Raw genomic sequence first — 21,914 nt, forward strand, 5'->3', positions numbered from 1 at the left:
TGGCTGGCATGACAAACACAACTCTGGTTCTGGGCGGTACGGGTAAGACGGGGCGCCGGGTGACGCAGCGGCTGACTGCGCGCGGTGTCGAGGTGCGGGCGGTTTCGCGCAGGAGCGAGCCGCGGTTCGACTGGGCGGACGACACAACGTGGGCACCGGTGCTCGATGGCGTCGGGTCGATCTACGTGACGTTCTACCCGGACCTGGTGGTGCCGTGGGCGGCGCCGGTGATCCGGGCGTTCTGCGCGCGGCCGGTGGCGGCCGGGGTGCAGCGGATCGTGCTGCTGTCCGGGCGCGGTGAGGAGGACGCGGCAGTCAGCGAGCAGGTGGTGCGGGAGTCGGGTGCGGCGTGGACGGTGTTGCGGGCGAGTTGGTTCTTCCAGAACTTCAGCGAGCACTTCTTCCTCGAGCCGGTGCTGGCGGGGGAGATCGCACTGCCGGCCGGGCAGACCACGGAGCCGTTCGTGGACGCCGACGACGTCGCCGACATCGCGGCCGAGGCGTTGACCACGGGTGCGCTCGACGGCCGCACGCTGGAGCTGACCAGTCCGCGGCTGCTGACGTTCGACGACGTGGCCGGGGAAATCTCCGCCGCGGTCGGGCGGAATGTTCGCTATCGTCCGGTTTCGGCGGAGGAGTTCGTGCGGCTCGCGACCGACGGCGGCGTACCGGCCGACGAGGCGCAGGTGCTGGTCGAGTTGTTCGCGCGGGTGCTGGACGGGCGCAACTCGCATGTGACCGGTGACGTGGAGCAGGTACTGGGGCGCCCGGCGCGCGATTTCGCGGACTACGCGCGCTCGACGGCGTCGACCTGCGTCTGGACGCGGTGAGCCGCGCCGGCTGGGGAAGGGAGCACGTGATGTCCACTGTGTCCGGAGTGGTCCTCGTGGTCGCGATCGTCGCGGCGGGGCTGATCGCGGGGTTGTTCTACTCCTACGCGGTGTCGGTGATGCCAGGCCTGGCGCGGGCCGACGACCACACGTTCGTGACGGCGATGCGCGAGATCAACATCGCGATCGTCAACGGCTGGTTCCTGCTCACGTTCCTCGGCGCGCCCCTGCTGGCGGCGGCCGCGGTGGTACTGGACCTGGTGGCCGGCGGACGTGGGGCGCTGCCGTGGCTGATCGCCGGCTTCGTGCTGCTGCTGGCGATGATCGTGATCACGGCTGTGAAGAACATCCCGATGAACAACGCGCTGGACAGCGGCACGGCTTCACTCGCCGAGCTGCGCGGGCAGTTCGAGACGAGCTGGGTCCGGTGGAACCTGTTGCGTGCCTTCGCCTCGGCGGCCGGGTTCGCATGCTTGCTCGGTGGGTGGCTGGCGCGCGGAACCGGTTGACACGGTGCCGGAGCCGGTCCCGCGGCGCGGGTCAGTCGGCGAGGCGGAAGTACAGGTCGGTCTCCCACTTCGTGGCGTCGGGTTCCACACGCGGGTCGGTGCGGTAGACCTCGAGTCGCCCGGTCCAGTGCTCGCCGTCGGCGGCCCGGGTGCGGTCCCAGCGCACGCCTTCGGCCGCACCCCACGCGAGGACTTCGGCGGTGGCGGCGACGAGTCCGTCCGGCGCGCCGTGGTGGGTGGCGGTCACGTACTTCCCCCCGGGCACGACGTCGTTGAGGTAGTCCTCGCCCAGTTCGACCGGCGCCGCGACGGGCACCCCGGCCTCCACCGTCAGGCTCGCCATGTCCGGGCCGATCACGAGGTAGCGGAAGAACGGCGCTCCCGCGGGCGTGACCCCGCGTTCGACAAGGGCGCCCACGATCGCGGCGATGCGGTGAGCGACCTCGCGCAGCCCGTCGAACCCGACGGTCGCGCGGTAGGCGACGTAGGGCTGGTCTTCGCGGTCCACCAGGGACGGCATGGGGTTCTCCTCGTGTTCGGGTCAGCCCAGCATCGGGCGGACTTCGATGGTGCCGTACGCGGCGGCGGGATGGCGGGAGGCGATGTCGACGGCCTCGTCGAGGTCGGCGCAGTCGATCATGACGAAGCCGCCGATCTGTTCCTTGCTCTCGGTGAACGGCCCGTCGGACAGCAGGACGTCGCCGCCGCGGACGCGGACGGTGGTGGCGGTGGCCGGCGGGTGCAGGCCTCCGCCGCCGACGAGGATTCCGCGGGCGAGCAGGTCGTCGGTCCAGCCTCCGCAGCCGGCGATCTTCTGGTCTTCGGTGGGCTCTTCGCCGGCGATCATGAGCAGGTAACGCATGAGCTGCCTCCTAGGCGTGGGTGAGGACTTCGGTCAGGCGGGCGGCGAAGGGACCGGGCTCGCCGGCGAACCCGCCGTGGTCGCCGGGGAACTGCACGGCGTCCTGCCCGAGCGCGCGGGCCAGTTCGACCCCGGCGGTGTGGGCGGGGGTGCCGGCCGCGGCCTTGCCGACGGCGACGACGAGGCGGGTGTCGGTGGCGCGCAGGGCGTCGAGGTCGGGTTCCCAGGCGCCGATCGCCGCCATGAGGTGGCCGAAGAAGAAGGCGAAGTTGCCCTGCATCCGTTTGCCCTGCTCGATTTCCTCGGCCGTCGGGTTCGCAGGTGGCGGCGGCACGTCGAACCCGGACGCCGCCATGAACGCGCCGAGCGCGGCCTCGACGCCCTGCTCGCGGCAGATCGCCGGGATGTCGGGGAAGTCGGCGAGCATCTCGCCGAGGTAGCGGCTGACCGGCGGCTCGTGCGCGATCAGGGTGGCGACCTCGCCGGGGTGGCGCCGGGTGTGTTCCAGCATCGTGATGGCACCGCCGCTGTTGGCGAACACGTGCGCGGGCCCGCCACCGATCTCGGTGAGCAGGCGGTGCACGTCGTCGGCGTGCTCACCGACGAGGTCGCTGCCGGGTTCGCCGGCGATCGGGCTGCGGGAGATGCCGCGCGGGTCGAAGGTGACCACGGTGTAGTGGTCGGTCAAGTGCGGGCGCAGGCCGGTGAAGGCTGTGGCGTCGGCGGGGCCGCCGGGCACGAGCAGCAGCACGGGGCCGTCGCCGTCGAGGTCGTAGGTCAGCTCGGCGCCGGGTACGCGCAGCGTCTTGGTGATCATCGCGGTCCTTCCGGTTCACGGGTCGGTTCGTCCAGCCGACGAACGGGCGGCGCCGGGACCGACACTTCGGCTCCGGAATTCCCGGGAGATGTTTCGGCGAGCCTGCGCCGCAGGAAGCTGCGCTCGGCGTCGGTGCGGGCGAGGTCGAACGCGTCGGTGTATGCGGCGTGGGCTTCGGCGGTGCGGCCGAGGCGGCGGAGGAAGTCGGCGCGGGTGGCGGGCAGCAGGTGGTAACCGGCCAGCGTGCCGCGGGCGGTGAGCTCGTCGGCGAGCGCGAGCCCGGTTCCGGGCCCGAACGCCATTCCCGCGGCGACCGCGTGGTTCAGCTCCACGACGGGGGTGGGCAGGTGGCGGCGCAGCTCGCGGTAGAGGCCGGCGATCTGGGCCCAGTCGGTGTCGGCGGCGCGCGCGGCCGTGGCGTGACACGCGGCGATCGCGGCCTGCACCTGGTACGGCCCAGGGCTGCGGCGGCGCAACGCGGCTTCCAGCAGGGTGGTGCCCTCGGTGATCGCGGCGGCGTCCCAGCGGCCGCGGTCCTGTTCCTCCAGCGGTACGAGCTCCCCGTCGGCGGCGACGCGGGTGGCGCGGCGGGCGTGCTGCAGCAGCAGGAGCGCGAGAAGGCCGGTGGCCTCGGGCTCGTCGGGCATCAGGTGCGCGAGCACGCGGGCGAGGCGGATCGCTTCCGCGGCGAGGTCGGGCCGTTGCAGATCGGGCCCGGCACTGGCGGTGTAGCCCTCGTTGAACAGCAGGTACAGCACGCCGAGCACGGCCGCGGTGCGTTCGGGCAGCAGGTGCGCGGGCGGCACGCGGTACGGGATGCCCGCGCTGCGGATCTTGCGTTTCACTCGCACGAGCCGCTGCGACATCGTGGCCTCGGGGACGAGGAACGCGCGAGCGATCTCGGCCGTGCTGAGCCCGGCGAGGGTGCGCAACGCGAGCGCGACCTGCGCTTCGACTGCGAGCGCCGGGTGGCAGCAGGTGAAGATAAGCCGGAGGCGGTCGTCGGGCACGGTGCCGTCGTCGGTCGGTGGTTCTTCGGGGACGATCATGCGCGCGGCCTCCCGGAGCTTGCCCGCGCCGACGGCGTCGCGGCGGATCCGGTCGACGGCTCGGTTGCGGGCGGCGGTGGTGAGCCAGGCCCCGGGTTTGGCCGGGATGCCGTCGCGCGGCCAGGTGCGCACGGCGAGGGTGAAGGCGTCCTGGGCGCACTCCTCGGCGAGGTCCCAGTCGCCGGTGACCCGGATGAGGGTGGCCACGACCAGCGACCACTCTTCCCGGAACGCCTGCGCGGCGGCGGCCTCCACCGCGGCGTCTCGCCCTTCCTGCTGCAACCCTCGCTCCCTCCGGTACCGGCTCGTACCCGCTCGACGAGCGGGCCACGCCGAAACCGACACCCGGATGCGAACCTAAACCGGGGGACCGACAGTTCTCCAGGCCTTCAGCGGCGCTCGACGAGCAGCGTCACCCCGTCGAGGATGCGGGCGAGGCCGAAGCGGAAGTGGTGCTCGGGGTTCGTCGCGGCGCCGTGGGCCTGGCCGGCGGCGGTGCCGACGCGGCTCGCGCGCGGGAAGTTCGCGGCGTCGGCGGCGGGGATTTCGGCGAGGACGGGCGCGCTGCGTTCCCACCACTCGGCGTCGGTCAGACCGCTGCGGCGCGCGAGCCGCACGGCGTCGATGGAGCCGCGCGCGGTGCCCTGCACGAGCCCGATGACGAGGCCGACGACGGCGTCGAGCTCCAGCTCGTCGAGGTCGAGGCCGTCGAGGGCGCTGAGTTCGCGTTCGTACTTGGCGAAGGTGTTGGGTCCGAGCGGCGGGCGGGCGGTGGTGATCTGCAGCAGCCAGGGGTGGCGGTGGTAGAGGCGCCACAGGTCCTCGGCCACGGTGGTGAGCGCGTCCCGCCAGCCAGTCGACGGCAGTTCGGCGGTGAGCTCGCCGTGGGCGTCGTCGAGCATCAGGTCGATCAGCTCGGCGTGCCCGGGCACGTAGGTGTAGAGCGACATCGGGGCGACGCCGAGCTCGTCGGCGACGCGGCGCATGGTCACGGCCTCGAGCCCGTCGGCGTCGGCCAGCCGGGTCGCGGTGGCGACGACGTCGGCCACGGTGAGCTTGGGTTTCGGCCCTCGCCGCGGCGGTCCGGGGATGCCCCAGAGCAGCTCGATCGTGCGCCGCGGGTCGCCACCGCCGGTGTACTCCGTGCTCATCCGCGTCATTCTGCCCTGTATTTCCTCGTACGTCGTACAGAGTTCTGGTAATGTCGGCGGACGGCGTACGAGACCGACGGGAGGGGGAGTCGTGGGGAGCGCATCGCCGGGGCGGGCCGTGGTGGTCGAGCCGGGTTTCGTCGTGTTCTGGCACCCGGACGGCACCACACCGGCGGGACCGGGCGAGCCGGGGACGGTCGACGTCGTCCTGCGCGACGGACTGCGCACGGTTCCGGCGCGGCGAGTGCCGATTGCCGACGCCGTCACGCTGCTGCGCGACGTCTCCGGCGACGCGTCGGCCGAGTTCTGGTCGGTCGCCGCGCAGGCGGGCACGCGCCTGGCCGAGGCCGGGTGGACGGGACCGCTGGCACCGGAGGAAGAACAGTGGCTGCGCCGGCTCGCCGACGCGATGCCGCCGCACGCCCACGCCACCCCGCTGCCCGGCGATCCCGCCCGGCTGCCCGAGCCGTTCCCTGTGCTGCTGGGCTTCCTGCGTGACGTCGCCGGCCTCGCCGCCGCCACACGGGTGTCGCTGCGGCTCGAATCGGACGACTTCGACGGCGGCCGGTTCCGCGCCGTGGTGCAGGTCCACGGCGACACGCTCGTGGACGCGGAGGAACTGTGGCGGACGGGCGCCGAGGCGGTCCGCCACGAGGTGCTGCTCGTGCTGCGGCGCTGCGCCGAGGTGTGGCCGCCGCTCGCCCCGCTGCTGGCCGCGCCCGTGCCCGCGGAAGTGGCGCTGCTCGACGACGACATCCGCGAGCTGCTCGGTGACGCCGCCGGCCGGCTGGCCGAGCTCGGCGTCGCCGTCCACTGGCCCGCGCAGCTGGCGGGGCTCACGGCCCGCGCGGTCGTCCGCCCTGGCGCCGCGCCGGACGACGTGCCCGCGTTCTTCGGCGGCGGCCGCGCGCTCGAGCTCGATTGGCAGCTCGCCCTCGGCGGCGCGCAGCTGTCGGCGGCCGAGCTGGATGTGCTCGCGAAGGCCCGCCGGCCCGTCGTGCGGCTGCGCGACCGGTGGGTGTTGCTCGGCCCGGCGTCCGCGAACCGCGCGCGGGAGCGGGCGCTGAAGCCCCTCACGCCCGTCGACGCGCTGGCCGCCGTGCTGGCCGGGACGACCGAAGTGGACGGTGCCGAGGTCGAGCTCGTCACCGACGGCTGGCTCGCAACATTGCGGTCCCGGCTCGCCGAGCTGCCCGGTCCGGCGCCGCAGCCGGCGGGGCTGACGGCGACCCTGCGCGACTATCAGCTGCGCGGCCTGCACTGGCTCGACACCGTCACCTCACTCGGCCTGGGCGGCTGCCTCGCCGACGACATGGGCCTGGGCAAGACGCTCACCCTCATCGCCCTGCACCTGCACCGCGACGCCGGCCCGACGCTGGTGGTGTGCCCGGCGTCGTTGCTGGGCACGTGGGAGGCCGAGATCCACCGCTTCGCTCCGGGCGTGGCCGTGCGGCGGTTCCACGGCGGCGCCCGCTCGCTCGACGAACTGGACGGGTTCGTGCTCACCACCTACGGCACGCTGCGCGCGGACCCGGCGCCGCTGGCCGCGGTGGCCTGGGATCTGGTGGTGGCCGACGAGGCCCAGCACGTGAAGAACCACCGCTCCGGCACGGCGAAAGCGTTGCGCACGCTGCGATCGTCCGCGCGGGTCGCGCTCACGGGCACGCCGGTGGAGAACACACTGTCCGAGCTGTGGGCGATCTTGGACTGGACCACACCGGGCCTGCTCGGCACGCTCACGGAGTTCCGCGCCCGCTGGGCGAAACCCGTCGAGACGGGCAGCGATCCGGCAGCGGCCGAGCGGCTTTCCCGGCTGCTGCGACCGTTCCTGCTGCGGCGGCGCAAATCCGATCCGGGGATCGCGCCCGAGCTGCCCGCGAAGACCGAGACCGACCGGCCCGTGGCCCTGACCTCGGAGCAGGCCGCGCTGTACGAGGCGGCCGTGCGGGAGCTGCTGGCCGAGGTCGGGGCGAGCGCCGGGATGGCCCGCCGCGGCCGGATCGTCAAGCTGCTCACCGCACTCAAGCAGATCTGCAACCACCCGGCCCACTACCTGGCCGAAGGCGACGACGCGCCCCTGTCCGGCCGGTCCGGCAAGCTCGAACTGCTGGACGAGCTGCTCGACACAATCCTCGCCGAAGACGGCGCGGTGCTCGTGTTCACCCAGTACGTGGTGATGGCGCGGCTGCTGCAACGCCACCTCGCGGGTCGTAAAATCCCCAGCCAGTTCCTGCACGGCGGCACCCCCGTTCCTCAGCGGGAGGAGCTGGTCCGCCGGTTCCAGGACGGTGCCGTGCCGGTGTTCCTGCTGTCACTGAAGGCGGCCGGGACGGGCCTGACGCTCACCCGCGCCGACCACGTCGTGCACTACGACCGCTGGTGGAACCCCGCCGTCGAGGACCAGGCGACCGACCGCGCGTACCGGATCGGGCAGACGCGACCGGTACAGGTGCACCGGCTCGTTGCCGAGGGCACTGTGGAGGACCGCATCGCGGCGCTGCTGCGCGAGAAGCGCGCGCTCGCCGACGCCGTGCTCGCCGGTGGGGAAGCAGCGTTCACCGAGTTGACGGACACCGAGCTCGCGGAACTCGTGCAGTTGAGGAGGCCGGCGTGACCGACCGCGTCCGGGGGTTCCCGGCGTTCCCCGCCCGCGAGGGCCGGGGTCCGTTCGCACGCACGTGGTGGGGCCGCGCGTGGCTGCAGGCCATGGAGGACACGGCCCTGGATCTGCGGCAACTGCGGCGCGGCCGCCGTTACGCCGTGGCGGGACTGGTCGGACCGATCACCGTGAGCCCCGGCCGGATCGCCGCGACCGTGGACGACACCGACGGCGGTCCGTTCCGCACGAGCGTGCACCTGGCCGAACTGTCCACAGCGGACTGGGACCTGCTGCTCGGCCGCGCCGCCGACCGGGCCGGGAACCTCGCCGCGCTGCTCGACCGGCACCTGCCGCCGGAGCTGGCCGACGACGTGCCGCTGCTGCCGGGGATCGGCGACCTCGACCCGGACTGCGACTGCCCCGGCTTCGAGCTGCCGTGCCGGCACGCGGCCGCGCTGTCGTTCCAGGTGTCGTGGCTGCTCGACGCCGACCCGTTCGTGCTGCTGCTCGCCCGCGGCCGCACCGAACGCGAGGTCCTCGACGAGCTCGGGCAGCGCACCACCCGCCCCGCCGACGGCATCCTCGCCGCCGACGCGTACGCACGGGTGGTGCCGCCCCTGCCGGATCTGGCCGAGTTCACCCCGGTGCCGCGCTAGGCGTGGGTGCCGCCGTCGATGCGGATCTCGGTGCCGGTGATGAACTCGCCGTCGTCGGAGGCCAGCATCGCCACGACACCGGCCACCGACTCCGGGCGGCCGACCGGGTTGCCGACCGGCGTCGCGAGATCCGTCGGCAGGATCGGCAGGAGCTTGCCGAACAGCGCCCAGTCCACGTCCTGCGGCATCCAGGTGCCCGCGTTGTCGGTGATGCCGCTCTTCACGCTGCCCGGTGCGACGCTGACCGCGCGCACGCCCTGTTTGCTGTACTCCAGCGCCAGCGAGTGCGTGAACGCCTGGATCCCGCCCTTGCTCGCCGCGTACGCCGCCATGTAGGGGTGCGCGAACGCCGCGGACGTGGAGCTGAAGTTGATCACCACGCTCTTCCCGGTGGCGATCAACGCGGGCAGCGCCTCGCGCGTGACCAGGAACGTGCCGGTGAGGTTCACCGCGACGATCCGGTTCCAGAACTCCAGCGACGTCTCATGCGTGTGGGAGGCCTGCAGGATCCCGGCGGCGTTGACGAGCACGTCGAGCCCGCCGAGGTGCTCGACCGCGGCCGCGGTGCCCTTCACCACCGACTGCTCGTCGGCGACGTCCATCACGAAGGTCTCGAGGCGCGGATCGCCGGCCAGCTCGGCGGTGCCCGCGATCGTCTCGGCGGACACGTCGGTGGCCACCACCCGCGCCCCCTCAGACAGCAGACGCAGCGTCGTGGCGCGGCCGATGCCGGAACCGGCACCCGTCACGAGGATCCGGCGATCGTGCAAGCGAGTCATCGATCTCCGTAGTGTTGGCTTCGGCTCCGCCGAAGCGTGCGAAATCGCTTTTGAGCCGGTTTCCGGACAGAGCGGTGGGACCGGCCGGGGGCCGATCGCACCGCTCTGTCCGGAAACCGGCGCGATCTCGCTGTTACGTTACCGAGTTCACCACTGCCTGCCACGGCGAAGTTTCCCCAGTTCCGGCATCGACACGTGCCCGATCCGGTACCGCACGGGGTCTTCGTCCGGTGCGTCCTCGGCCCACAGCGTGTAGCGCACCAGCTCCCAGCCGCGCGGGTCGATCACGAGCGCGGTTGAGTGGACGCCGTCGCGCTGCGAGTGCTCCGACAGGTCGGCCAGCGCCGGCGTGATCACGTCACCCGGAAGGACCTCGCGCGGCAGGGTTTCGGTTCGTTTGCCGGCCGCGCGAGGTGTCGCGCCGAACGCCGGTCCCTCCTCGAACGCCAGCACGGTCCAGTGCTGCACCGGCGGGCGCCCGAAGTCGTCCACGATCCCGCGGAACCCGCCCTCCCACAGGAACGAGTGCATCCCGGCCGGGTCGTGCCAGAGGTAGAAGGGGGAGTACTGGTTGAGCGCCGAGCCGTCGACGCCGCGCTCGCGTACCCCGTACGCCTTGAGCCCCAGCCCGGGGAACTCGTCCAGCAGCGGCCCGCGCTCGCGCACCCTGCGGTGGATGATCTGCATGTCGTAGTCGGCGGGCAGGGTGATCTCGTAGTGCATGGCGTGCACGGGTGACCTCCGATCGTCGAGGTCCACACTAGGAGGGCAGGGGCATGCGGGCGTACGGGTTTGTGGGAGCAGGGGAGATCACGGCCGCGATCGTCGAAGGACTGAGCGCGGATGTGGCTGACCCGCCCGCCGTGTTCCTCTCCCCGCGCGGGCGGCAGGTCGCACACGAGCTGGCCGGGCGGTTCCCGAACGTGGCTGTCTGCGCGAGCAACCAGGAGGTGCTCGACGTGGCTTCGGTGATCGTGCTCGCGGTCCGGCCCGACGTAGCGCGGGAAGTGGTGGCAGAGCTGGAGTTCCGGCCGGACCACGTGGTGCTCAGCGCCGTGGCCGGGGTGCCGCTGGCGACGCTGCGGGAGTGGACCGCGCCAGCCGCACCCGTCGTACGGACCATCCCGCTGCCGCAGGCCGCGCGGCGGCAGAGCCTCACCGCAGTGTTCCCGGACCACCCCGTCGCCCGCGGCCTGTTCGAGCCCCTCGGTGGGGTGGTCGTCCCACCCGACGAGCCGACGCTCGACGCCTTCAGCGCCGCGACCGCCACCTTCGCCGCGCACCTGGACTACCTGGCCACCATCGCGGGCTGGCTCGCCGGCCACGGCGTCGAACCCGGCGCCGCCGATGCCTACGTGACTCACCTGTTCGCGCAGCTGGGCCAGTCGCTGGACACCGCGTCGCTCACCGTGCTGACCGCGAAACACACCACACCGGGCGGGATCAACCAGCAGCTGATGACCGCGTTGCGCCACGACGGCGTGCCTGGCTCGGTGCGCCGCGGCCTCGACGCGGTCCTGGCCCGGCTGCGCGAATAACTCAGCTTTGCTTGCGCGCCAGCAGATAAGCCTGCGGAGTCTTCTCGTGCGGCGGCTCCGGTGCGCGAACCAGCCGGGCTTCCACCGTGAGACCGGCCTCGGTCAGCAACCCGGCGATGAAGTCCGGGTCGAGGCGGTAGGCGTCGAGGGAGATGTCGTGGCCGTAGCCGTTGGCGATGTGCCGGCGTTCGGCACCGACCTGGAACCCAGTCAGCAGCCGCCCGCCCGGCTCGAGCACGCGGGCGAGCTCCATGATCAGCACCGACAACTGCTCCGGCGGAGTGTGGATCAGCGAGTACCACGCGAGCGCACCCGCCAGCGACGCGTCGGCCAGCGGCAACGCGGCCATCGACCCGACCTCGAACTCCAGCCCCGGAAACGCCTGACGCGCGACCTCGACCATGCCAGGGGACAGGTCGATCCCGAACGCGTCCAGCCCGCGCCCCGCGAGATACCCCGTGACCCGGCCCGGCCCGCACCCGAGATCACCGACCCGCGCTCCGGCGCCGACCAGCTCGCTGAAGGTGTCCAGCATCGCGCGCTCCCACGGACTCGCGGCGAGGGCGTCCTTCAGCAGATCGGCGTAGGACACAGCAACGGTGTCGTAGGCGGTGCGGGTGGCGGACACGAAGTCGGTTTCGGAGGCGGTCATAACCGCGCACGCTAGCGGGCCGCCCAGCCCCGTGTCCGCGAAACGCCCCGGTTACACCCGGGCGCGGTCGATGATCGCCGAGGTGTCCGTGCCCGCCGGCAGCGTGCCGAACGCGATGCCCCAATCACCGCCGAAGCGCGACGCGCAGAACGCGTCGGCCACGGCCTGGTCACCGTGGCGCACGAGCAGGGAACCCTGCAGCACCAACGCCATCGACTCCACCACGCGCCGCGCGCGGAACTCCACGTCGTCCAGATCGGACAGTTCCTTCTTCAACCGGTCCACGGCGTCGTCGAGGCGCGCATCGGCACCGGCGGCCTGCTCGACCTCGGTGAAGAACGCCGCCACCGACTCCGGCTGACGGCCCATGGCGCGCAACGCGTCGAGCGCCGCCACGTTGCCCGAACCCTCCCAGATGGACATCAGCGGGGCCTCGCGGTAGAGCCGCGGCATCCCGGACTCCTCGACGTACCCGTTGCCACCGAAGCACTCCAGCGCCTCGGCCGCGTGCATCGGCGCCCGCTTGCACACCCAGTACTTCGTGACCGCCAGCCCGAGGCGCCGAAACGCCTGCTCCTGCGCGTCGTCCGGCCGATCGCCCGCCGCCGCGAGCCGCATCGCCACGGTCGCGGCCGCGTCGGACTCCACCACAAGGTCGGCCAGCACGTTCGCCATCAACGGCTGATCCACCAGCGCCTTGCCGAACGCATGCCGGTGCGTCGCGTGGTGCACCGCCCGCACCGCACCCAGCCTCATCCCCGACGCACTGCCGAGAGCGCAGTCGAGCCGGGTGTTGTTCACCATCTCGATGATCGTGCGGACCCCGCGGCCCTCCTCACCGACGAGCCAGCCCACGGCGTCCTCGTACTCGATCTCCGACGACGCGTTCGACCGGTTGCCCAGCTTGTCCTTCAGCCGCTGCAGGCGAATCGGGTTGCGGCTGCCGTCGGGCAGCACACGGGGGAGCAGGAAACACGACAGACCACCGGGCGCCTGCGCCAGCGTGAGGAACAGATCCGACATCGGCGCGGAGGTGAACCACTTGTGGCCCACCAGCCGGTACGAACCATCGGCGACCGGCCGCGCGGTCGTGGTGTTGGCCCGCACGTCGGAGCCACCCTGCTTCTCCGTCATCGACATGCCCGCGATCAGCCCGCGCTTGGTGCTCGGCTCCCGCAGCCCGAAGTCGTACTCCGTCGCCGCCAGCAGCGGCTCGTACAGCGCCGCCAGCTCCGCGTTGGCCCGCAACGCCGGAACTGCCGCATAGGTCATCGAAATCGGGCACGTGTGCCCAGCCTCCACCTGACCCCACACGTACAGCTTCGCCGCCCGCGCCGCGTGCGCCCCGGCCCGCTCGTCACGCCACGGCGCGCCCTGCAACCCGTGCGACACCGCGACGGTCATCAGCTCGTGCCAGTACGGGTGGTACTCCACCTCGTCGATCCGATTCCCGTACCGGTCGTGCGTGCGCAGCACCGGCTCGTTCTCGTTGACGATCCGGCCCCACTCCTGCGCCTGCTCGCTCCCGGCGAGCCGGCCCAGCTCGTGGACCTCCTCGGCCGCCCAGCCCGCGTCCGCGCGATCCAGCGACTCGAGCAGCGCCGGATCCTTCGCGACGTCGTAGACCAACGGCGGCACCTGGTTGGTGACCTCATGCGTGGCGGACATCGGAACCTCCCAAAGACCGGACGACGAACGTCCGCAACTCGACGACATCACTCACCGCACCGCCTCGCAGCGGCCCGATCAACACCTCCGCCGCGGCACCCACCAGCGCCGCCGCGGTCAGCACGGAATCCTGCGCGGGCAACGCACCCGAACGCACCCCGGCGGCTACGTGCTCGGCCACCACATCCCGGAAAGCGCGCCGGAACTCCAGGCGCTCCGCGTCGATGAGCGCGTCCACCGGCTCGGCCAGCAGCGCGTACGCCAGCCGCGGCGCCTTCAACGCGCGCGCCGCGAACGTCTCGAACACCGCCGCCACCCGCTCCGCCGGCTCACCCGGCCCTGCCGACGCCTCCCGCACCGCCTCGACCTCCCGCGTCACGACCTGGCGGAACACCCGCACGACCAACTCGGCCTTGGTGGGGAAGTGGCGGTACACCGTGCCGACGGCGACCCCGGCCCGCTCCGCGACGGCCGCCACGGAACAGCCCGCGTAACCGTGCTCGGCCAGCTGCTCGACCGCCGCGGCGACGATCGAGTCGCGCAGCGCGTCGAGGCGCTCCTGCACCTTGGGGGTCCTGCGGTAGGGCACGTCAAGAAGTGAACCATTGATTCATTACTTCAGTCAACTACGCCGGCACGCACCAAAATAGTCGCCCAGCCAAGGGGGAGTGGGGCGTGCTTGGCTGGGAAACCGGACGAAAGGACCACACCATGCTGCGTGGAATGGCCACCCTGAACTTCTCCGCCGACGACCTCTCCGCCGCCCAAGCCTGGTACACGGCCGTGCTCGGCATCGAGCCGTACTTCGCCAGGCCCGGCTACATCGAATACCGCCTCGGCGACCACGAGGCCGAGCTCGGCATCATCGACCGCCGATACCTGCCGCCGGCGCCCGAAGGCCCCGCCGGCGCGATCCTGTACTGGCACGTCGACGACTTGCCCGCCGCGCACGACCGCCTCATCGCCCTGGGCGCCACCGAGCACGACGGCCTGCGCGAACGCGGCCACGGATTCGTCACCGCCTCGGTCGTCGATCCGTTCGGCAACGTCCTCGGCATCATGTCCAACCCGCACTACGTCGACATGCTCGCGACGACCTGAGACCAGGGGAGAGGCAGCCGAGACCGGCCATGCACACCCCGAGCGACCCCGACCGGGCGAACGCCCGGAACACCCCAGTTTTCCGCTGCCTCGCGCCGCTACGATCCGGCCATGATCTGGGTGCGTACGGTGTTGGCCACACTCGGGCTGCTCGCGGTGACCTGGGTCGGCGTCGCACTGACCGTGTTCCACGGCAGCGGCGGCACTCTGCTGATCTGGGTCAGCGCCGCCCTGATACTCGTGATCCCGGCGATCCTGGCACGGTCCGCGGTGTTCGTCCTGCTGAGCATCTTCGTCGCCGGCATCCACATCGTGATCATCTTCATGGCCGGACTCACCGCCGTCGACGGATTCGTCCTGGAGACCCGTGGCGTGCAGGTGCAGGCGACCGCAACCGGCTACACCGACCATTGGACCGCCGCACAGTTCACACCGCCGAGCAAGTACACGCGCAATGGCCTGGCCGTCGTCACGCCGGACGGGCAGCACGGCGTCGTGGCCGTGGACGGCGCCAAGCCGGGCTCGGTCGTCGACGTGGTAGCCGACCCGGCAGCGGCAGTGGACCTGCACCGGCCCGACGAGGTCGACTTCACCGTCGGCATCGTCTGCGGAGCCATCGATCTCTTGATGATCTTCGGATGGGTCCACTGGGCCGACCGGTCGCGGTCCCGACGTCGGCGTTCGGCCGGCGAGGTACCAGCGGCTGCGGAGTAGTGGTCCACACCTGTCTCTGATCCGGAGGAGCGGGCCGATTGCCGTGACTTGACATAATGTACATTATCGGCACTTGGCCGACCTGCTGAAGGAAGCCCGGAGAGGGGCTTCAGGAGGCTGATTCCAGCGGTTTGAGCACCGCGAACGAGAGAGCATCCCGTGGGAAGCCCGCCGGAGCGCCGCGATCCGCGCCCGACCGAACGTCCACCACGCGACAGGCCCTGAGCAAGCCTCCTGGAGGCCGTCCGGAGACTTCGGCGGAGATCCCCGAGTTCAGACGTCAACGCCACCCAGGAACCCGCGTTCAATTCGTCACCGTGACGAATTGAACGAGACTAGCGGGACATCAAAAGTACGCAACCAACACGCGTACTGGACCATCGACAGTCGATCAACTCTCGGTACAGCCGCCTGGAACGACCTCAGGCAACCACTCGAACAGATGAACGATCCCTCGACAACACTGCGCCGCACAGTCGAAGACTCGCCAAACCGGCCATGCGGGCCGAGGACACGAGACCGAGAGAACCGTTGTCCCCCAAGGGGATTCACCCCTGCCGTGGCCATGTTTCATGCATAATCGCCATTATGCAGCATACCGGACAAGCATCCGGGCGACAGAACTGTCGGTGCTGTGCTGTACAAGATCCAGATGCTGGTTTCCGAGGCGCAGCAAGCGTTCTTCGCGGCACGGCGGCCGCGCAAGGACTCGCCGCACACCACTGCCGCCTACCGTCGTGATCTGGCCGGGATCACCACTCTCCTGCTCCAGGAGCTCGGCCGCGCGCCCGAGGAGCTGGATGTCGAACATCTGACGGCGCCGACGTTGCGGACGGCGTTCGGCGCGTTCGCCGACGGGCACGCGAAGAGCTCCGTGTTGCGGGCGTGGTCGACGTGGAATCAATTCCTCACGTTCTGCGTGTCCGACGGGCTGCTGGCAGGCAACCCGATGGGCGCGGTTGCCCGGCCCAAGACTCCCCCGCTGGTGCCGAAACCGTTGCGGGGTGAGGAAACTCCGGAGCGGTTGCTCGCCGCGGCGGCCGACGGTGCGCGGCGCGCGCGGGATCCGTGGCCGGAGCGCGACGTGCTGGTGCTGGCGCTCGGGCTGGTGGCGGGGTTGCGGGCGGCGGAGATGCGGGCGCTGACGCCGCGTTCGGTGGTGGGCCGGGACGGTGAGCTGCGGTTGCACGTCTCGGGCAAGGGCAGCCGGGACCGGTCGATCCCGGTGCAGCCGGTGCTGGCGAAGCTGATCGAGGACTACGGGAAGTCGTGCCGACGACGGTTTCCTCAGTTGCGCTTCCCGGCGGCGGAGCCGTTGCTTCGCGATCGGGCGGGTGAGCCGATCGGGCGTGGGGCGCTGGAGTACCTGGTGAAGTCGTGTTACCGGTGGGCGGGGTTGCACGACCGGGTGCCGGCGGGCGCGAACCTGCACGCGTTGCGGCACACGTTCGCGACCCGCTTGGCGGAGGACGGGGCGACGGCGTCGGAGATCATGGCGTTGCTGGGGCACGCGAGCCTGGCGACGAGCCAGAACTACATCGAGGCGACGGGCCGGGAGCAGCGGGCCGCGGCGGCGAGCAACCGGACGTACCGCGCGCTGGACGGGCTGGGCGCGGGTGATGCGGGCTGAGGGTTCAGTGGGTGGCCATGTACTGCTCGCGGAGCAGGTGTTTGCGGATCTTGCCGGAGCCGGTGAGCGGGAACTCGGTGACGAACTGCCACACCTTGGGTGTCTTGTGCGGTGCGAGGTGTTCGCGGACGTGGGCGAACAGTTCTTCCTCGCCGGCGTCCGCGCCGGGCCGCAGGAGCACGAACGCGCCGACTTGTTCGCCCCACTCCGGGTCGGGGATGCCGACCACGGCGACGTCGGCGACGGCGGGGTGGTCGAGCAGGACGTGTTCGATCTCGCGGGGGTAGATGTTCTCTCCCCCGCGGATGATCATCTCTTTCACGCGGCCTTCGATGGTGAGGTAGCCGCGGTCGTCCATGCGGGCGAGGTCGCCGGTGTGGAGCCAGCCTTCGGGGTCGATGGCGGCGGCGGTCTGTTCGGGCATGGCGTGGTAGCCGGTCATCACGTGGTAGCCGCGGGTGCAGAGCTCGCCGGTCTCCCCCGTGGCGGCGATTTCGCCGGCGAGGGGGTCGACGATCTTCACGGCGCAGGCGGGCAGGGCGCGGCCAAGGGTTTCGGCGCGGTCGTCGGCGCTGTCGGCGGGGGTGGTCATGGTGATGCCGGGTGAGGCTTCGGTCTGGGCGTAGATGATGGACATCGGGACGCCGAGGGTGGCTTCGATGCGGCGGACGAGGGCGGGTGGCACGGTGGCGCCGCCGCTGAGGGCGTAGCGGACGGAGCTGAGGTCGGTCTTGGGGAAGTCGGGGTGGCCGAGCAGGGCGAGCAGCATGGTGGGTACGCCGCCGAAGACCACTCCCTTCTCCTGTTCGAGGAGGGCGAGTTGCAGCGCGGGGTCGAACCAGGGCATGAGGACCTGGGTGCCGAGGGTGGCGATCGGGGCGAGGGTGGCGAGTACGCAGCCGGCGGTGTGGAACAGGGGCATGGGGTTGACGAAGTTCTCGCCGGGTCGCATGTCCAGCGTGCGGGCGTAGGAGAGCAGGGCGTTGTTCGTGATGCCCCGGTGGTGGAGCACGGCGCCTTTGGGGGTGCCGGTGGTGCCGGAGGTGTACTGGATCTGGGCGGGGTCGCCGGGTTCGACGGTGGGCAGGGCCTGGGTGGGCAGTCCGGAGGCGCGGAAGGCGCGCCAGTCTTCGAACCGGATGGTTTCGCGCAGGTCTGGCAGGTCGTGGCGGACGTGGTCGAGGATGGCGGCCATGGGGGTGCCGCGGTATTCGCCGACGAGGAACACGCCGGAGGCGCCGGACTGGCCGAGGACGTGGCGGAGTTCGGCTTCGCGCAGGGCGGGGTTGACGGTGACGAGCGTCAGGCCGGCGAGGGCGGTGGCCATCTCGAGCAGGACCCATTCGGGGATGTTGTTGGCCCACGCGGCCACGCGTTCGCCGGGTTCGAAGCGGCCGAGCAGGGAGCGGGCGGCGTCTTCGGCTTCGCTGAGGAGCTCGCCGTAGGTCCAGCGGCGGCGAGCCGCGGGGTCGGGCAGGCCTTCGACGAGGGCGGGTGCGTCCGGGGCTTGGTCGGCGGCTTCGCGGAGCAGGTCGCCGACGGTGATCTCGCGGACGAGTTCGAGTTCGGTGGCGGGTGTGAACGCGGCCTTCGTCACGGGCGTCTCCCTCGCTCGGCCGGCGCGCAGCTTCGCTGCCGGCAGTCCCCCGGGGACATTCCGGACTCTAGTCCGCCAGGCGGGCCGGCGGAGCCGCTTGAAATCCCGGCGGAGCCGCTTGGAGTCGGAGTGGAGCCGCTTGAATTCTCAGCGGAGCTGCTCGAGGTCCTTCGCGGCGTACACGATCTCTTCGGCGAGGCGGCGGAGCTCGTCGGCGTCGGCGCCGTCCTGGGTGGCGGTGGCGATGTCCTCGGCGGCGCAGCGCAGCTGGAAGAGGCGGTCCTGCAGGGAGGCGATCTCGGTGTCGGAGAGCACGACGGCGTCTTCGGGCAGGCCGCTGCGTTGCAGGGCGGTGCGGCGTTCGTAGGCGCGCTGGCGGCAGGACTGCCCGCAGTATCGGCGGCGCCGGCCGACGTTGCCGCCTTCAGGCAGGCGGCGGCCGCACCAGCCGCAGTGTTTGGGTGCGTTGCTGCGGCGCGGTACGACCAGTTCGTCGCCGGTCATCGGGTGCTCGGCCAGTTCCCTCACCCGCCAGACCCTAGCTGGCCATCGTGTTCTCATGCCGAGGCCATGCCGGTGGCGCACACTGTGGGGATGCGCCCACCGTTTCCGTACCTGGCCGATCCGCTCCCCCGTGCGTTCGCCCACCGCGGGTGGCACCTCGCCGAGCTGGAGGGGATGGAGAACTCGCTGCCGGCTTTCAAGCGCGCGGTCGAGGAGGGTTACCGGTACGTCGAGACGGATGTGCACGCGACGTCGGACGGTGTGGTGGTGGTCCATCACGACGACACGCTGGACCGCACGACCGACGGTGGCGGGTCGATCGGGGCGCAGACGTGGGAGCAGGTGAAGGGCGTCAAGGTCGGTGGGCGGGCGACGTTGTCGCGGTTGGAGGATGTGCTGGAGGAGCTGCCGCAGGCTCGGTTCAACGTGGACGTGAAGGCGAACAGCGCGGTGGAGCCGTTCGTGCGGGTGCTGGAGCGCACGGGTGCGATCGACCGGGTGGCGGCGGCGTCCTTTTCGGACTCGCGGCTGGCGCGGCTGCGGCGGCTGGCGGGGCCGAAGCTGTGCACGGCGATGGGGCCGCGGTCGGTGCTGATGGTATGGGCCAACGGGTGGGTGCCGCCGTTGCCGGTGAGCCGGTTCGCGGGAGGGTATCTGGCGCAGGTGCCGGTGAAGCAGGGGCCGCTGACGGTGGTGGACCGTTCGTTCGTGAAGACGGCGGAGCGGGCGGGGTTCGAGGTCCACACGTGGACGATCGACGATCCGGCGCAGATGCGCGAGCTGCTGGACCTGGGTGTGCACGGGATCGTGACGGACCGGCCGGACCTGCTGCGCGACGTGCTGGTCGAGCGGGGTGTGTGGCAGCAGGCCGGCTGAGCCGCGTTTCTACCTGGGGCGTTTGCCCTGCCAGGCGGCCTTCCACGTGAGCGGGCCGAGGCGACCGGAGTCTTTGATGCCGTTGGCGCGCTGCAGGTCGAGCACGGCGGTTTTGGTCTTGTCGTAGTAGCAGCCGGTGCCGGTGAAGCCGTAGCCGAAGGCGTTCATGCGCAGCTGGAACGTTTTGAGCGCGGGTGCGCAGTCGCCGTAGGCGTAGACGAGGCCGGGCCAGGCGGGCATGCCGCCGGGCGGCGCGGGCGGTGCGGGCTGCGGCTTCGGGGTCGGCGGGGCGGGCAGGCCGATGCCGCCCATGTAGGCGGATTCGTCGTAGGACGGGATGCGCTTGCTGCGCGCGTCGGCGTCGCCGACGAGTTTGAGCATCCCGCCGCACTGCCAGGGCTGCCAGCCGCGCATGCGGTAGAGGTAGAGCGCGCGGTAGTCCTGTTCGCGGGGGCTGGCCTGGTCGGGGCGACCCTGGCCGCCGACGCTGCGCCAGGTGGGCAGGTCGAACTGGTAGGCGCCGTAGTAGCCGTTGCCGGTGTTGATCGTGTAGCGGCTACTGGACTCGCACATCCGCAGCTTGGCCCAGGCGCTCGAAGCGGGGTCCGCGGACGCGGCGCCGGCGACGGCGAGCTGCAGCCCCAGGACGGCGGCCGCGAGGAGCAGGATCCTCACTGCGCCGCGGTGAGCAGTGCGAACGCGGTTGGTCATGGGTTGCACAGTAAGCACGTGACCCATTGACCACAAGAGTCACAACACGCACATCAGTCTCACACAAAACGGTAAAGAATCACGTGAGCGACACGCTCGCCGCGCTACTTCGGGAGCCGTTCGGTGCGGCGCGGATGATCGGCAAGCGACGAACCGGACACGGTTTACCCGTTCGGCGGTGTCGCGCGCGGCCGCCCAGTAGTCTGCCGCCTGACCTGGAGATTCGCGACCGCTGAGGAGCCGTGGATGACGCTGGCCGAGACCCGTGACAAGAAGCGGGAACGGTGGGGCTGGTACTTCTACGACTGGGCCAATTCGCCGTTCTATTCGTCGGTGACGACCGTGTTCGGCGCGCTGTATATGAGCACTGTCGCGGCGGCGGACGCGAAGCAGAACATCACCCTTAACGGGGACAAGGCGTGCCTCGACGCGTCCGGTGTGGACGACAAGCTCCACAACTGCGACGTGTCGTTGTTCGGGCTGCATTTCCCTGCCGGTTCGACGTGGGGTTACCTGCTGTCGGTGGCGACGGTGGTGCAGGTGCTGGTGCTGCCGATCGCGGGCGCGGTGGCCGACCGCAGCCGGAACAAGCGGCGGATCCTGGGCTGGTTCGCGTGGCTCGGCGCGGCGGCGTCGGCGCTGATGTTCTTCATGGCCGGCTCCGACTGGCAGCTGGGTGCGGCGCTGTTCATCGTCGCGAACATCGGCTACGGCGGTTCGCTGGTCGTCTACTACTCGTTCCTGGTCGACGTCGCCGAGCCCGACGAGCGTGACGACGTGTCCGCGAAGGGCTGGGCGTTCGGTTACCTGGGCGGCGGGCTTGCGCTCGCGTTGCAGCTGGCGTTCTACCTCAGCCGCGACGCGCTGGGCGTGGACACGGGCACGGCGGTGCGGATCTGCTTCCTGACGTCGGGCCTGTGGTGGGCGGTGTTCACCATCCCGGTGCTGCGCGCGCTCCCCCGCGTCCACACACCGGTGGCGGTCGAGCGTGGCGTGTCGGTGCTGCGGGCCGGGTTCCGGGAGCTGCGGCGGACGGCGGTGGAGGCGAAGGCGTTCCCGCTGACGCTGGCGTTCCTGGGCAGCTACCTGCTCTTCGCCGACGGGATCTCCACGGTGGTGGCGGTGTCGGCGCAGTACGGGAAGGACGAGCTGCGCTTCTCCGACGAGGTGCTGATCATCACGGTGCTGGTGATCCAGTTCCTCGCCTACGTGGGCGGGGTGCTGCACGGGCTGGTCGCGCGCCGGCTGGGCGCGAAGCGGACGATCCTGGGCAGCCTGGTGCTGTGGGTGGCGGTGCTGGCGGGCGCGTACTTCATCCAGCCGGAGCAGCCGCTGCAGTTCTACGCGGTCGCGGTGGGGATCGGGCTGGTGCTGGGCGGCACGAACGCGTTGTCGCGGTCGCTGTTCAGCCAGATGATCCCAGCCGGGAAGGACGCGCAGTACTACTCGCTCTACGTCGTGGGCGAGAAGGGCACGTCGTGGCTGGGTCCCCTGGTGTTCGCGGGCGTCGGGCAGGCGACGGGGTCGTTCCGGCTGGCGATCGTCGCGCTGGTGATCTTCTTCGTCCTCGGGTTCGTGTTCGTGGCCCTGGTGCCGGTGCGGCGCGCGATCGTGGCGGCCGGGAACCGTCCGCCCGCCGTGCTGTGAGCGGGCGGGCCGGGGCCGGATAGG

The 21,914-nt window shown here is 71.3% G+C and carries 23 protein-coding genes; 10 read left to right on the forward strand and 13 right to left on the reverse strand.

The genetic code is table 11. The features are described 5' to 3' along the window. Positions 1-8: 8 nt before the first annotated feature. Positions 9-830 carry an NmrA family transcriptional regulator gene (locus ABZU76_RS42035; RefSeq protein ID WP_354881043.1) on the forward strand — a complete coding sequence of 274 codons (822 nt, stop codon included), beginning with the start codon at positions 9-11 and terminating at the stop codon, positions 828-830. Between the two features lie 29 nt (positions 831-859). Beyond that, the gene (locus tag ABZU76_RS42040; protein WP_354881045.1) at positions 860-1,339 is read left to right on the forward strand and encodes an anthrone oxygenase family protein; all 480 of its coding nucleotides are present in this window, start codon (positions 860-862) and stop codon (positions 1,337-1,339) included. 31 nt (positions 1,340-1,370) lie between these two features. Here the strand turns inward: ABZU76_RS42040 and ABZU76_RS42045 are convergent, their stop codons facing one another. From ABZU76_RS42045 to ABZU76_RS42065, 5 genes are all read right to left on the reverse strand, one after another. Next, positions 1,371-1,859, reverse strand: coding sequence for a GyrI-like domain-containing protein (locus ABZU76_RS42045; RefSeq protein ID WP_354881048.1), 489 nt, complete (start codon positions 1,857-1,859; stop codon positions 1,371-1,373). Positions 1,860-1,880: 21 nt separating this feature from the next. Further along, positions 1,881-2,201, reverse strand: a complete 321-nt coding sequence (locus tag ABZU76_RS42050; protein ID WP_220240725.1) for a YciI family protein — start codon at positions 2,199-2,201, stop codon at positions 1,881-1,883. Between the two features lie 10 nt (positions 2,202-2,211). Then, positions 2,212-3,018: an alpha/beta hydrolase gene (locus ABZU76_RS42055; RefSeq protein WP_354881051.1), complete on the reverse strand. Its 807-nt coding sequence runs from the start codon at positions 3,016-3,018 to the stop codon at positions 2,212-2,214. Beyond that, positions 3,015-4,349 carry an RNA polymerase sigma factor gene (locus ABZU76_RS42060; RefSeq protein ID WP_354881054.1) on the reverse strand — a complete coding sequence of 445 codons (1,335 nt, stop codon included), beginning with the start codon at positions 4,347-4,349 and terminating at the stop codon, positions 3,015-3,017. Before ABZU76_RS42060 ends, ABZU76_RS42055 begins: the two co-directional genes overlap by 4 nt. 107 nt (positions 4,350-4,456) lie before the next feature. Then, positions 4,457-5,227 (reverse strand): TetR/AcrR family transcriptional regulator, encoded by a 771-nt coding sequence (locus tag ABZU76_RS42065; RefSeq protein WP_354881057.1) that lies wholly within the window; start codon positions 5,225-5,227, stop codon positions 4,457-4,459. Between the two features lie 82 nt (positions 5,228-5,309). On the opposite strand from ABZU76_RS42065, the gene ABZU76_RS42070 reads away from it, so the two are divergent. Both ABZU76_RS42070 and ABZU76_RS42075 read left to right on the forward strand, forming a co-directional pair. Beyond that, the gene (locus ABZU76_RS42070; protein WP_354881060.1) at positions 5,310-7,832 is read left to right on the forward strand and encodes a DEAD/DEAH box helicase; all 2,523 of its coding nucleotides are present in this window, start codon (positions 5,310-5,312) and stop codon (positions 7,830-7,832) included. Next, positions 7,829-8,473: an SWIM zinc finger family protein gene (locus ABZU76_RS42075; RefSeq protein ID WP_354881063.1), complete on the forward strand. Its 645-nt coding sequence runs from the start codon at positions 7,829-7,831 to the stop codon at positions 8,471-8,473. The genes ABZU76_RS42070 and ABZU76_RS42075 overlap by 4 nt, the downstream gene beginning before the upstream one ends. On the opposite strand, the gene ABZU76_RS42080 is transcribed toward ABZU76_RS42075, so the two are convergent. Together ABZU76_RS42080 and ABZU76_RS42085 are read right to left on the reverse strand one after the other, a co-directional pair. Then, positions 8,470-9,252 (reverse strand): SDR family oxidoreductase, encoded by a 783-nt coding sequence (locus ABZU76_RS42080; RefSeq protein WP_220240729.1) that lies wholly within the window; start codon positions 9,250-9,252, stop codon positions 8,470-8,472. The genes ABZU76_RS42075 and ABZU76_RS42080 overlap by 4 nt on opposite strands. Before the next feature lie 147 nt (positions 9,253-9,399). Continuing rightward, entirely contained in the window at positions 9,400-10,011 is a 612-nt protein-coding gene (locus ABZU76_RS42085; protein ID WP_354881066.1) for a DUF4865 family protein, read from the reverse strand. A 17-nt stretch (positions 10,012-10,028) separates the two neighbouring features. Between ABZU76_RS42085 and ABZU76_RS42090 the strand changes: the two genes are divergently transcribed. Then, positions 10,029-10,790: an NAD(P)-binding domain-containing protein gene (locus ABZU76_RS42090; protein WP_354881069.1), complete on the forward strand. Its 762-nt coding sequence runs from the start codon at positions 10,029-10,031 to the stop codon at positions 10,788-10,790. A gap of 1 nt (position 10,791) precedes the next feature. Here the strand turns inward: ABZU76_RS42090 and ABZU76_RS42095 are convergent, their stop codons facing one another. The 3 genes from ABZU76_RS42095 to ABZU76_RS42105 are packed head-to-tail and all read right to left on the reverse strand — an operon-like array spanning position 10,792 to position 13,699. Continuing rightward, on the reverse strand, positions 10,792-11,442 hold the full coding sequence (locus tag ABZU76_RS42095) for a class I SAM-dependent methyltransferase (protein WP_354881071.1): 651 nt from the start codon (positions 11,440-11,442) through the stop codon (positions 10,792-10,794). A gap of 51 nt (positions 11,443-11,493) precedes the next feature. Next, a complete protein-coding gene (locus ABZU76_RS42100; protein ID WP_354881074.1) occupies positions 11,494-13,110 on the reverse strand; it encodes an acyl-CoA dehydrogenase family protein in 1,617 nt (538 codons plus the stop codon). Continuing rightward, complete coding sequence (locus tag ABZU76_RS42105; RefSeq protein WP_220240733.1) at positions 13,094-13,699, reverse strand: TetR/AcrR family transcriptional regulator; 606 nt, start codon at positions 13,697-13,699, stop codon at positions 13,094-13,096. The genes ABZU76_RS42100 and ABZU76_RS42105 overlap by 17 nt, the downstream gene beginning before the upstream one ends. 122 nt (positions 13,700-13,821) lie before the next feature. Here ABZU76_RS42105 and ABZU76_RS42110 point away from each other — a divergent pair, with 122 nt between their 5' ends. From ABZU76_RS42110 to ABZU76_RS42120, 3 genes are all read left to right on the forward strand, one after another. Further along, positions 13,822-14,211, forward strand: coding sequence for a VOC family protein (locus tag ABZU76_RS42110; RefSeq protein WP_354881077.1), 390 nt, complete (start codon positions 13,822-13,824; stop codon positions 14,209-14,211). A gap of 111 nt (positions 14,212-14,322) precedes the next feature. Continuing rightward, the gene (locus ABZU76_RS42115) at positions 14,323-14,925 is read left to right on the forward strand and encodes a hypothetical protein (protein WP_354881080.1); all 603 of its coding nucleotides are present in this window, start codon (positions 14,323-14,325) and stop codon (positions 14,923-14,925) included. A gap of 634 nt (positions 14,926-15,559) precedes the next feature. Continuing rightward, positions 15,560-16,555, forward strand: coding sequence for a tyrosine-type recombinase/integrase (locus tag ABZU76_RS42120; protein WP_354881083.1), 996 nt, complete (start codon positions 15,560-15,562; stop codon positions 16,553-16,555). Positions 16,556-16,559: 4 nt separating this feature from the next. Here the strand turns inward: ABZU76_RS42120 and ABZU76_RS42125 are convergent, their stop codons facing one another. Together ABZU76_RS42125 and ABZU76_RS42130 are read right to left on the reverse strand one after the other, a co-directional pair. Continuing rightward, a complete protein-coding gene (locus ABZU76_RS42125) occupies positions 16,560-18,152 on the reverse strand; it encodes an AMP-binding protein (protein ID WP_354881086.1) in 1,593 nt (530 codons plus the stop codon). Positions 18,153-18,299: 147 nt separating this feature from the next. Further along, on the reverse strand, positions 18,300-18,656 hold the full coding sequence (locus tag ABZU76_RS42130; RefSeq protein ID WP_354881211.1) for a hypothetical protein: 357 nt from the start codon (positions 18,654-18,656) through the stop codon (positions 18,300-18,302). Positions 18,657-18,746: 90 nt separating this feature from the next. On the opposite strand from ABZU76_RS42130, the gene ABZU76_RS42135 reads away from it, so the two are divergent. After that, positions 18,747-19,532, forward strand: a complete 786-nt coding sequence (locus ABZU76_RS42135) for a glycerophosphodiester phosphodiesterase (RefSeq protein WP_354881089.1) — start codon at positions 18,747-18,749, stop codon at positions 19,530-19,532. A gap of 9 nt (positions 19,533-19,541) precedes the next feature. On the opposite strand, the gene ABZU76_RS42140 is transcribed toward ABZU76_RS42135, so the two are convergent. Further along, entirely contained in the window at positions 19,542-20,243 is a 702-nt protein-coding gene (locus tag ABZU76_RS42140; protein WP_354881092.1) for a transglycosylase family protein, read from the reverse strand. 246 nt (positions 20,244-20,489) lie between these two features. Between ABZU76_RS42140 and ABZU76_RS42145 the strand changes: the two genes are divergently transcribed. After that, a complete protein-coding gene (locus ABZU76_RS42145) occupies positions 20,490-21,890 on the forward strand; it encodes an MFS transporter (protein ID WP_354881095.1) in 1,401 nt (466 codons plus the stop codon). Positions 21,891-21,914 lie beyond the last annotated feature (24 nt).

It is taken from the genome of Amycolatopsis sp. NPDC005232, from assembly GCF_040607795.1.
Taxonomy (GTDB): domain Bacteria; phylum Actinomycetota; class Actinomycetes; order Mycobacteriales; family Pseudonocardiaceae; genus Amycolatopsis.

Excerpts from the sequence above, each read along its gene's own strand:
- ABZU76_RS42090 (WP_354881069.1), top strand. The coding sequence starts at position 10,029 with ATGCGGGCGTACGGGTTTGTGGGAGCAGGGGAGATCACGGCCGCGATC.
- ABZU76_RS42140 (WP_354881092.1), bottom strand. The coding sequence starts at position 20,243 with ATGACCAACCGCGTTCGCACTGCTCACCGCGGCGCAGTGAGGATCCTG.
- ABZU76_RS42050 (WP_220240725.1), bottom strand. The coding sequence starts at position 2,201 with ATGCGTTACCTGCTCATGATCGCCGGCGAAGAGCCCACCGAAGACCAG.
- ABZU76_RS42110 (WP_354881077.1), top strand. The coding sequence starts at position 13,822 with ATGCTGCGTGGAATGGCCACCCTGAACTTCTCCGCCGACGACCTCTCC.
- ABZU76_RS42040 (WP_354881045.1), top strand. The coding sequence starts at position 860 with ATGTCCACTGTGTCCGGAGTGGTCCTCGTGGTCGCGATCGTCGCGGCG.
- ABZU76_RS42145 (WP_354881095.1), top strand. The coding sequence starts at position 20,490 with ATGACGCTGGCCGAGACCCGTGACAAGAAGCGGGAACGGTGGGGCTGG.
- ABZU76_RS42135 (WP_354881089.1), top strand. The coding sequence starts at position 18,747 with ATGCGCCCACCGTTTCCGTACCTGGCCGATCCGCTCCCCCGTGCGTTC.
- ABZU76_RS42130 (WP_354881211.1), bottom strand. The coding sequence starts at position 18,656 with ATGACCGGCGACGAACTGGTCGTACCGCGCCGCAGCAACGCACCCAAA.
- ABZU76_RS42115 (WP_354881080.1), top strand. The coding sequence starts at position 14,323 with ATGATCTGGGTGCGTACGGTGTTGGCCACACTCGGGCTGCTCGCGGTG.
- ABZU76_RS42095 (WP_354881071.1), bottom strand. The coding sequence starts at position 11,442 with ATGACCGCCTCCGAAACCGACTTCGTGTCCGCCACCCGCACCGCCTAC.
- ABZU76_RS42080 (WP_220240729.1), bottom strand. The coding sequence starts at position 9,252 with ATGACTCGCTTGCACGATCGCCGGATCCTCGTGACGGGTGCCGGTTCC.
- ABZU76_RS42055 (WP_354881051.1), bottom strand. The coding sequence starts at position 3,018 with ATGATCACCAAGACGCTGCGCGTACCCGGCGCCGAGCTGACCTACGAC.
- ABZU76_RS42035 (WP_354881043.1), top strand. The coding sequence starts at position 9 with ATGACAAACACAACTCTGGTTCTGGGCGGTACGGGTAAGACGGGGCGC.
- ABZU76_RS42065 (WP_354881057.1), bottom strand. The coding sequence starts at position 5,227 with ATGACGCGGATGAGCACGGAGTACACCGGCGGTGGCGACCCGCGGCGC.
- ABZU76_RS42045 (WP_354881048.1), bottom strand. The coding sequence starts at position 1,859 with ATGCCGTCCCTGGTGGACCGCGAAGACCAGCCCTACGTCGCCTACCGC.
- ABZU76_RS42100 (WP_354881074.1), bottom strand. The coding sequence starts at position 13,110 with ATGTCCGCCACGCATGAGGTCACCAACCAGGTGCCGCCGTTGGTCTAC.